The 10,548-nt window shown below is 57.1% G+C and carries 3 protein-coding genes; all 3 read right to left on the minus strand.

Annotated features, from left to right (window positions below):
* Positions 1–147: 147 nt before the first annotated feature.
* Complete coding sequence (locus F4X08_01590) at positions 148–4,818, minus strand: ATP-binding protein (protein ID MYD24495.1); 4,671 nt, start codon at positions 4,816–4,818, stop codon at positions 148–150.
* A 12-nt stretch (positions 4,819–4,830) separates the two neighbouring features.
* Positions 4,831–6,222, minus strand: coding sequence for a hypothetical protein (locus F4X08_01595; GenBank protein ID MYD24496.1), 1,392 nt, complete (start codon positions 6,220–6,222; stop codon positions 4,831–4,833).
* A gap of 119 nt (positions 6,223–6,341) precedes the next feature.
* Entirely contained in the window at positions 6,342–10,031 is a 3,690-nt protein-coding gene (locus tag F4X08_01600; GenBank protein MYD24497.1) for a DUF4338 domain-containing protein, read from the minus strand.
* Positions 10,032–10,548 lie beyond the last annotated feature (517 nt).

The raw sequence follows: 10,548 nt of genomic DNA on the forward strand, positions 1-10,548 counted from the left end.
CCCCACCCAAACCCATCAACCGCCCCAGAACGGTGGATCCAGGCTTAACTGCTTCATGTGCGAGAGGGGAGGAGTTGGCCCGGCTTCTTTGAGATCTACTGCGGCAATAGCCGGTGATCGGTCCAAAGCGATTCGTTGGCCGGACCCTCAGTCACTGTTCGCTGATGTGTCGGCGACCACCTCATAATGGGGGGTCACTCTCACCCGCACCCATGGCCGGTAGTGTGCATTCTGGAGTACGCAGTGCAACGGTGTGAGTCCACGGATGACATGTCCGATGTGATCCGCTTCTGGGCCGCCCGTCTTCCCTACCAACGTCCTTTGAATGTCGCGGATTTGCTCAGCTGTCGTCTGACCGAAGAAGAGACGAGTGGCGGTAGAGCCTGAAATTTCCTCAGGCAACTGGCGCGGGAATTGAGTAGCCACGATGATGCCCAGTCCAAATGCCCGGCCTTCGAGCATCAAGGGGATGAGGAAGGGTGATGACACTAGTCGCCACGCTTCGTCGAGCACCAGTACCTGTCGCAAGGCGTGGGGTTGCTCTCGTAGCATGAGATAGGAGTGCAGCGCCATTAGGAAGAACTCGGCAACGGCGTTCTTTACCTGGTCGCCGGGCAACCGGCCAAGTCTGATCACTGTCGGCGTCGCTAACAGTTCAGAAAGCGTCAGGGACGCGTGTCCCACACTAAAGAGGCCTAGGTCAAAGATGGGGGAGAGCCGGCCTAGAAGGGTTGTGGCCCTCTCCCGCTCCAACACGTCCTTGACCGCCTCGAACGGCAGGTAGTGCTGTGAAGGCTCGGGGACGAATGGCCTGGTGCCAATCCCTGTGATTGCATAGGTTTCTTTCATTGCCTCCCGCAAAGCGAAAGCTTGTTGATCGCCCAAGCCGTAGACGCGCCGGAGCATATTGGCGAGTTCGTGAACGTGAGCTACAGGGTTGATCCCGCCGCTTATCTTGTCAATTGGTGGCACCATCGGGTTGAACGGCAGCCCTCCAAAAGATGCATCGTGAACATTGAAACCCTCGGTCGAGGCGTAGTCCGGTTTGGCGTAGTCATCTTTGAAGTCCAGGACAAGGGCCGAGATACCGATCCGGCGAAGTTCTCGGAGAATTGCCTTAGTTGCTTGGGTCTTTCCTGTCCCGGTCTCCCCCGTGATCGAAATGTGCGGGTTATTGAGTTTCTCCTCGGGGCTTTGGGGATCGAAAAAGACTTCGCGGCCCCCTCCGTAGGAGCCCAATGAAACGCCAATCGGAATGCGCGGGCGGGCTAAGGACGAGGCTTCAGCAGCGGATTCCTGCGGCCCGCTGGCCTCGTCATCAGACTTCTCCAATGCCTTCTCGTCACACTTCTCCATTTTTGGTGTCTCGTCATCCTTGGTAGTGGGCATACCCCTTCCGCTGCTTACTAGGGATTGACTTGCGTCCGCGGGTTCTTCCCCACCTTCCGGAGTTGACACAGGCGGTCCAAGAGCAGCCTCCAACTCCGGAACGCCGTCCTCGTTGAGATTCCGTAACGATATGGGAATCAGTTTGTCCCCAACTTGTGCATGCACGTTACGGGCGCGTTCGAGACTGGTGGCCGCTACTCCCAATCGCACGCTGATTAGTTCGCATCGCAATTCGACTTTTGCGTCTTCGTCGAAGAGTTTGAGTGCTAACTCGGTCCAGCGTTTTCGTGCGGCATTACTGTACGAGGCTTTGCACAGTTCCCAGTAGAGGTGTTCCCGAATGACTTCGCGCCGTGAGGGCGTCAGCAGTTGGTCTCTAGTTCCAGGGTCGAAGACACTACGGAGAACTCTGTAAGTTGACAGCATTTGTTCAATGGCGGAGCCGGTCACGATACCGTTGTTCACTGAGTACTCGGCAGTAACATCTTGTCGCGCCTTGACTTCAACGACCGTGACCGTGAACTGGTCATCTGCACCATCGATCACGAGCAGATCGGACCGCGAGTTGTCGTTGACATCGTGGAGATGGAGCCAGCGACGAGCTTTTTCACTGTCAAGACTCAAGACGATTCGCTCATGACCGGCGGGCGTGTTCACACGTAGGTGCTTGACGGCCACCATTAAACCGAGGACGCCCTTGACATGGGGAACGACAATGTCACCAGACTTGCCTGGCCGTAATGCAAGCAGGCCAGAATCGAGCAACTCGCTGAGAGAAGCCAAGATGGAGTCGAGAGTCCTGTCATCGACCGACGTGTTGAACTGCCGGACAACGTCACGGAGGCTCCGTCGGAACGCGTCGTTGCTCCGGGTGAAGGCTGCAACATCCCGGGTACGCTCCCGGGCGGTTAGTACGCGTAGAGCACCGATGTCGAGGTCTCGGTCGACATGACCGTCGGCTACAACGTACCACGGAACTTCCTGCGCGGCCTGCTGAAGTTGCTCGCGAAGTTTCCTGTCCTGGTGAATGCGCTGATAAGAGAGGATGTCGGGACCGATGGCCAACTGTGCTAGTTTGCAGTAGTCTGCGAGGATCCCTCCTGGCTCGGGCTCGAGATTGAGGGTGTTGCTGCTCAGTTGGTATGAAAGCCTGCGCCGGTTGGCAAGGGGCTGTATCTTCTGCCGTCCCCCTACAGCGTAGCCTGTAGCGCGGGCATGTGAACGTTCCGTCCGGTCGAAGGCTATGTACAGATGGGGCATAAGCCCGTGCGGTGGGGCGAGGTTACCCTCCACCACTCGGGTCGTTTGGAAGGTAAAGCGGCGGTTCTCGTGATCTCCGAAGCGGTTCTGTACTCGCCGTTCTTCATCAGCCGATAGATCCAATTCGGTGCCAACGCCCGAACGTGAGCGCAGGACCGTTACATGCGCACCGCGTAGCTTTGCGTCTCTCTGGTCCGCGAGGTCGCAGCACGCGAGGAGGATCTTGCCAGGGTCCGGCGGTTCGAGAACTGCTACTCGGAGTCCTTCAGCGGATGATGGATACATGTCGATGAACAATTCCATCAGCATGCGGACTGGCCCAAGGCCATCACCTGGATCACTAGCCATCGCTTCTCGGCTGAAGAGGGGCAGACCGCCGAATTTACCGGCAAACGGGAGACTCCAGCCTGTTTCAGAAACGAGACGAGGGGCTCCGAGGGAGGGGAGAAACAGTGGGACGCCGTGTTGCTTGAGTTCAGCGAATACAAGTTCGCGATCTCTCGCTTCGAGGCTATCCCGTTGGTCGGTCAAGACTCGGGAATACTCAACGTAGTGCCAGAGGAAGAGGGGATGTAGGGGCGTCAACAGAGCGACAAGTGATGAGCCATTGTTAAGGAACACAGTGTCCACAAGTAACACGAGTTCTAGAAGCACGCGAGCATCCTCGGCAGAGGACTCATGCAAGGCCGTGTGGAGGCTCCGGATGGTCTTCACTAGGTGCTGATATTCTCCGACAACCTTTGCAACCAAGGGTGCCGAATCAGGACTGACGGCGACGAGCAATGGTTCGACACAGAGTTGTTGAACCACTGGCAAGAGGGAGCGACGGGCAGAGTCGTATCGCTCAAAGGCTTCACGAATGGCCCCGAATTGAGGATTTGCCTGAGTAAAGGCTTCGATCAAATCGGCAATCATCGTCGAGTTCCAAGGCTGTATGACTTCGGCTGACTGCTGGAAATTGCGGACCATCATGGCGATGTCACCCCCTGACACCCGGACCAGACCCCCGTACTTGGTTTCATCAACCATCCGGCCGACAAGCGCTAGAACGTCGGTCTGCACCACGCCATCGATCTGTGTTCCAGATGACAGGGTCACACTGATGGCCTCCGGCCTCACCGTCTCCTCAAGGTCTTCGAGTTCATTCGTCAGGGAGTCCATTGCTTTGCGCAGAGACGGAGGAGCAGCGTCGTCGTAGTCGTCGGGGTCCTCAGATGCACCGTCCTGGGTGGACGGTCTTAGTAATGCTTCCGCTGCCAGTTCCGTAAGGTTGAAAGGGGTCGGTTTTCCGTTCTCGTCGTCGGGGCCTCTCCGCTTTCGGCGCCTTCGCGTCTTGGCTTTCAGAAGCTCCCGCGCATCGTCTGCTGAGAGCTCCATGTCTCCTCCACGTCGGTGCTTCTGCAGCACCCGCAACTGGTGTTGCAGTTTCGCTCGACGGGCATTGTTCTCCTCAGCAGCGAGTGCGGCGTCCACCTTCCCTCGGTCATTCTCACTGAAGTTGGCCAGCCGTAGGGCAAGTGACCGATTCTCCTCCAGCCGCTTGCGGAGTTGTTTCTCCCTAGGATCATCGAAAAAGGCAGGGTCAGGCAGGAGACCGAGCATGTTAATCCGGGTGGCGGCTTCTTCCTTTATGATCTCCGGACTAAGTCCGTCTAGCGCTATGTAGTAGTCGAGGAGGTCGGAGAAAGATGTCTGCTCATCGAAGCCGATGATGCCCCACCACAGTGGTAACACGTCGTTGATTTTGGAGAGCTGTGACTTGGCTCGTTCCGTCAACAGTGGACGCAGATCCGATGGTCCGACCAATACGAAGTCTTCCAATGAGGTGAGCTTGGCCTGGTCGGCTTCGGATACCACGACAATCAGGGCGTCGAGTCCCCGTTGATTGCGCCAGCGCTCGGCTTGCTGTACGGATGTGGCGAACTCCTCGGCCGGAAGCCCGGCTTGGTCTGCTGCTCCCGCAGCGGTCGGATTCAGGTAGGCGATCCGCAGTTCCAGCCCTTCGTCGCGCACTAGCCGCAACTGCCTCAACACTTCCGCCGGGTCAAGGTGGATATCCCGCACAAGTACGCCGGTGCTTCCCTTGGCATTACGTACGGCCTCTGCTAGAAGTTCTGCTGTTAAAGTGTCCTGGCGGTTTGCTTTAGTTGTAGGGCGCTCTGAGTTCAAAGCAGCGGCCTTTCATCCGGTGGTTACGATCGTACGGCCATCGGCATAGGTCTTCGCAAAGCCGATGTCGATCAAGAGATTCCGGAACTGGCTCACATTGAGACGAAGTTCATTCTCGTTGCACGAAATTGAGCGGGGAAGGTCTTGGCCTACACGGAGATCATTCCTGCGCACGACATCGAAGTCGACTTGGCGTCCTACCACGATGCCGTATGAGTGACGCAAGTCGTCCAGGAACTCATCGAACTGCTTCGGTTCTCCACGAGCAACGATTGATGCTACGAGGATCTCTGCGAATTCGGCATTTGCTCCGTAGCGTTTGTACTGCCTGCCGCGGCGACCGCGGTTGTCGTAAGGAGAGAGATAGCCGCTGCGTCGGCCCAAGGCAAGCAGCGCGTTCCAAGGGTAGCCTTTGACCGACGCGGGGCCTACGCCTGAATAGCCAGCTTTCCAAAAGGCCTCAGTCAAGGCTTGGATCGCTTCCATCGAGTCACGTTGGGCCTGGTACTCGGAGATCAAATATTGGCTATCAAGCCTGTCTGCTAAGGAATCGAGGTAAACCTCGACTTGGCTCTGGCTTCTAAGAGCGTTCGCCAGATAATCGCGAATACGGAAGACCACCAACTGCTCGATCGCTCGTCGACCACCTTCAAGTGTCGCGGCTGAAGCTTCTCGAAGAGAACGCCGCCGGCCATCGAACATGTCAAGGAGGATTGGCGGCCGAGGCCCATCGGGAATTACGTCGCCACACCGCTGGATCATGTGTACGTGGATTGCGAAGCAGCCGAAAAGCACTATTCGCCGCATTGTTGCTAATTTCTCCCCACTTTCCTCGTACGAGGCCAGCAGGTCAAAACGCTGGCGCAGTTCTCGAAGCGTGGGGGAAGCGATTTGACCGTCACCCGTAGTAGCCAACAGGTTTGCGGACACACGCTCGTTACGGGTGAGTCCAGCACCGGAAAGCCCTGCCTCGGACTCTGCGCCGACGCCGAGCATTGGCCAGGCAATCATTGTCCAGGGATCGGCGTCCTGGCCGAGAAGATTACGCAGCAGATCTGCCGTGACCCCTCTCCCATCACCTGCAGTTAGCAAGTTCGCCAGGAAGTCTCCGGAGCCATTGTCGGAAACATCATTGGTGATCATTCCTTGGTGGGATAACGTGAATGACGACTGTCCTGACTCGAACGCGGCGCCATCAGCGCCCAAGGTATCCCTGGCAAGTGCCCGGAATGCTGTCAGCCGCTCATCGGTTGGTGGGTTGCCGTACCAATCCCGAAAAACAGTGGGGTACTTTTCGAGGATGGTCGCGTTTGAGTTGCGTTCCTCAAGGTAACCGGCTGCTTGCTTCTTGACGTATTGACGGATCACCTGGGCCAACGGTTTGAAGTCGTTGGTTACCCCCATAACCCTCCGCGCCAGCCCGTTAGCGACGTGAACCGGTTTCATCGATCGGTTTGTGGGTAGGAAGCCGAACTCCTCGTCGTAAATGCGGCGAAGAAGCAGATCTGGCGAGATAGGCACCTTCACAGTTCGTACCTCGCTGGATCGCGGTGGATCCGTACTTGCACCATTTGGTTGGTGTCGACATTTCGAATTTGAAGATCCACCATAGCTTTACGCGTCTGCTGGAGGCGATGGACTTCGTCAACCAACCGGGTTATCTTACGAGCCACGCTGCGGGACCAAGTTGAGCGACCGAGTCCGGCAGCCGCACTCTGAAGGGTGAGAAAGAGATCCCGGTCAACCAAGAGACGCGGCTGTTGGCCACGGGGGCTTAGCACAGCAAGCGCAAACTGCGTAACTCGTCGGAGTTCAGGGCGAAGCCACTTTCTAACCCATGGTGCTAGTGACGGTCCCTCGACGATCATGTTATCCGAGGGCTCACGGTGAAGCGCGACGAAAGCGGCGGGTGCTTGGACGTCGTAGCGGTGGGACTGCCAAAGAGTCAACTGAGTGTCGTCATCCATTGCATCAGGCTCGAAAAAGCGATTGATCGCTAACACCATTCTCCGCACGATCTGAGCGTCGCCTTGGGTGCCGCCATGGAGGAGTCTGTCGAATTCGTTCTCGTCGTAAGGAAGTACCTCCAGCAACTCGTGACCCGCCTCGTGTTCAAAGAAGAACCTTCTCTTTGCAACCTCAAAGAAGTGTTTGCGAAGAGACTCCCGCGATGCTGCTGGCGCAGCTGGCACGTCGGATGGGTTGATCCAGTCTTCTGGGCGGGTAGTTCCCCGCCACAACTCCTCGTCGTAACGGGGATGAGTGATTCGCGCTGGGTCAAATGCCTTTCGGACATGGCCAAATAGCGGCCCTTCCCCACCATCAAAGGCCAGATTGGCGTATACGAACTCAGTGCTGGTGCGTTCACTTAGCCGATGAATGGTGTCTCTGCCGCCTGTGATGACATAGGCAACATACCCCATAAGTTGGCGCATCGTGGTGTGGTGGCCTCGCCGACTCACCTGTTCGAGCAGCGTGGCTAGCCGGTTTTGAACGCGCTCATGCCGGAGCATTTCTATGTTCGCCTTCGCCGGGTCCAGGTCATCAAGCCCATCGATGAACCGGTCGGAAGTAAGGCGTCGAATTGCTGTCGTTGTCACCGGCATTGCTAGCACGTTCCTAAGGTTCAGATCGACAACAATCACTCGGCCTTTCTCGGGGTCAGGCGCTTCCCCGTAATAGATGGCCTCCTTCACTTGGCGAATCGCCTCTTCTACTGGTGTGAAGCCTTCTTGTCTAGCGGTACGCTGCAATTCGAACAAGGGCCACTCGTTGATTGCGAGGACAAAGGGCAGTCGCTTCTCTTCGCATGTTCGCCAGGCAGCAATGATCTCTGCGTCAGTGAATGTGTTGGCGTCAGTCAATACCATCGCGCCCTTCCGCCTTAACACAGCGCGCAACCGCTGAATGATGAAAGTCTTGCCATCACCAGGGTTGCCAGTAATGATGATCTGCCGACCATCGTCCACGGCATCAAGTATGAAGTCGTCGAGGCCGAGGTCGACGTGGATCCAGTCCAGTTCCTCGTCGGATAAGCGGTCAGCGAAGCTATTACTGTGTCGATAGAGCTTCTCGACGAAGCTAATAGATTCGTCGCTGTTAAAGAACCGCTTTGAGTCAGAGCTCACCGTTTCGTCGGTATCGCCTGAATCTTCCGACGTTGAGTAGTCCGAGAGCCGGAAGTCACTAACCACCCGGGACAGAAGGTGGTCGTCACGGCGAACGGTCCGAACTCGGTTAATCGTTTCCGGACGATCCAAGCGTGGTTTGCACCACCGCTCGAACCAGAACTTCGCGATGGCATCGGTCGTAGATGATCCCCCTGATGGCGGCAGGACATAGCGAGGCGTACGACTGAGGCCGAGCATTATATCGTCGGTGTTTGATACCAGCGGCACCGTGTACAGCAATCGGGGGGAATGATGCTTGAGGTACTCGTCGGGCGAAAGCCCAAGCGCTTCGAATCCGAGCCGCAACGAACGTAACTTAGGTGACATCCCTTCGCCGAAGAGATGGTTAACCAAGCGGCGCTTGTTATTGGCAAGTCGCGCGGCGGCAGCCAGGGAGGCTGTGGTGTCGGAGGCGAACTGTACCGTGCCATAGCTGTCAGTCTTACCCACTCGCCGGTATCGAATGTCGCCAGGCGCCTCTTCGGTCCCGATGTCGCCAGGAATGCGAATTCTGTTGTATTGGGCGGAGCCAAACGCATAGAGGCTAGAGGTAGTTAACAACGACAGAGCGGGTGTCCGGACGATTGCCCGACCAGCCATGCCGGAAGCAATCAGACTCACTCTTCCTCTGTAACGCTTGCCAAAGTCGGCGACGATCTGTGGCGAGGCCATGAGCATCGCGACCAACTTTCCACCGAGTACTTTTTGATAAGGTGCAACGGCGCCGCAAGTCGTTATTTCCATAATGTTCTCGGCGATTGCCTGCTGTTTGATCCTCCGGAACACTATTTCGACGGCCCGCCGACCCTCCTCTGTGGCCAGTAGCGCTCGTAACGCCAGCGGTTCATGTTCAATTCGCCCCCGCTCGAATGCGTTGATGGCACGAAGAGTGTCGGCAAGGTGCGCAGCACGCTTCCTCCGGTATAGATGTGTCTCAGCAATCTCTACCCAATCGACCTCATCGGCCTTCCCGCTTTGCACAAGGTTGTGGGCTCGACGGATCATCTTATATTCGGTAGTCCGTTCATCCCCAGCCTCGGCAAGTGCAACCTTACGGGCGTCGTCAGAAGCCGCCTCCACTTGTTCAAGGTATTGGATTCTTTTGGTAGTGGGGAGTTCAGCCCACTCAAGATCGCGAGAGTAGACGCGTTTGACCTCCGCGCGAGCGAAGGCCACCAAGTGTCGAGCCAGGTCACGCTGGTCCGTCGGAGTTGAGTTATCGAGCCGTTTGGTTAGCGCACTGACGGACCATCCGAGTGCGGTGTCCCGCTGGCTCAGACCTAAAACTGCATTGCCGAGTCCAGCGATTCCGATGATGGGCCGGTTCGGCCCTAGCTCATCCCGAATCAGATAGCGGAGATTCCGCCCCGGGGTCTGCTGGTAGGGAATCGACCATTGGAGCCGGGCATACCGCCAGATTTCTTGGAGACGTAGCCCGGTCACCCTATCCCGGGCGTTCACATCCACCAGTTCGAGCACGGGTCGCATCACCTGGTTTGCGTTGCCATCACGCTTCGCTCTCTCCAGCCGAGAGGCGAGTTCGGGCCCGTCCGCAAAGACCGCTGCGATCCCGCGTGCCTCCATCCGTCGGACGAAGGCCTCCACTGAAGGGGTGAGCAGTTGGTCTGCTAGCACGAACTGAAAGGAGTTACGCAGGCTTTTCTTGACTTCGGAGGGATCGGCACCCTTCGATGTGATAGATGGCGGTAGAATGAATATTCCGTCACAATCGGCACCGGCTATCCACCCCTGAAGTGTGAGGTCCCGGAGAACCCGCAAGCTGGCTAGAAACACCATTGTCGGACCAAGGCTGTCTGGAGGGACCCCTCGTTCACGGAGTATCGAGCGATGGGTCTCGGCAGTGTCGATACTCGAACGGATCCGACTAACGCGGTCTTCCAGCGATCGCCCCTCAAGATCTTGTGCCAGCGCAAGTAGATCTTGCTGAAACCCGAAACTCAGCCTTGGTCGGAAGCGGCGGGGTTCCAGCCTCTTTCCCTTAACTTCTGTGGGACGCGGTTGTGTTTGCAGAGTTGTCATCACACAGCGATAGCCTGGTTACGGGCACCATAGACGAAGCCTCTCAGGTCCGAACGGTAAAGCCGCCGCCTGCGTCCAAGCCTCGTTCGCGAGAGAGTCCTGCGGATACCGACCCCGGGGATCGCCTCAATTAAATCCCGAAGAAGGGGCGCAGGCTCTGGAGGCATTGGACTCTCGACTTCCGTCATCGACCCGGTTCCCTTCGTCATCCGATACTAGAATAGAGGATATGGTGGAGGGTGAGACAAGGTGAGCATAGGCCAACCGAGCAACCGACGGTAGGTTGTCCTCGTCGCCGCCACTGTGAACAGCACTCCGGCTTTCTATACATAGACAGGGTTCGACGGGGGAACGGCGAGGCAGGTGAGGGCATCCGTGGTAGAAAGACGCAGATTTATGGGGTTTTTATCACACCTTTGGCAGGCTGTCCCCATTGCGCCTGGGAAAGAAAACCTGAGTGGTTTATCATCCCAGACGCTGTAGACTGTACATTTTGTAAAGTTAGGAGGCGGAGTGACAC

The sequence above is a fragment of the Gemmatimonadota bacterium genome, assembly GCA_009841265.1.
GTDB lineage: Bacteria > JAAXHH01 > JAAXHH01 > JAAXHH01 > JAAXHH01 > JAAXHH01.

Bases quoted from the DNA above. Each gene is read 5' to 3' on its own strand.
- F4X08_01595 (MYD24496.1), bottom strand. From the start codon at position 6,222: ATGGGGGTAACCAACGACTTCAAACCGTTGGCCCAGGTGATCCGTCAA.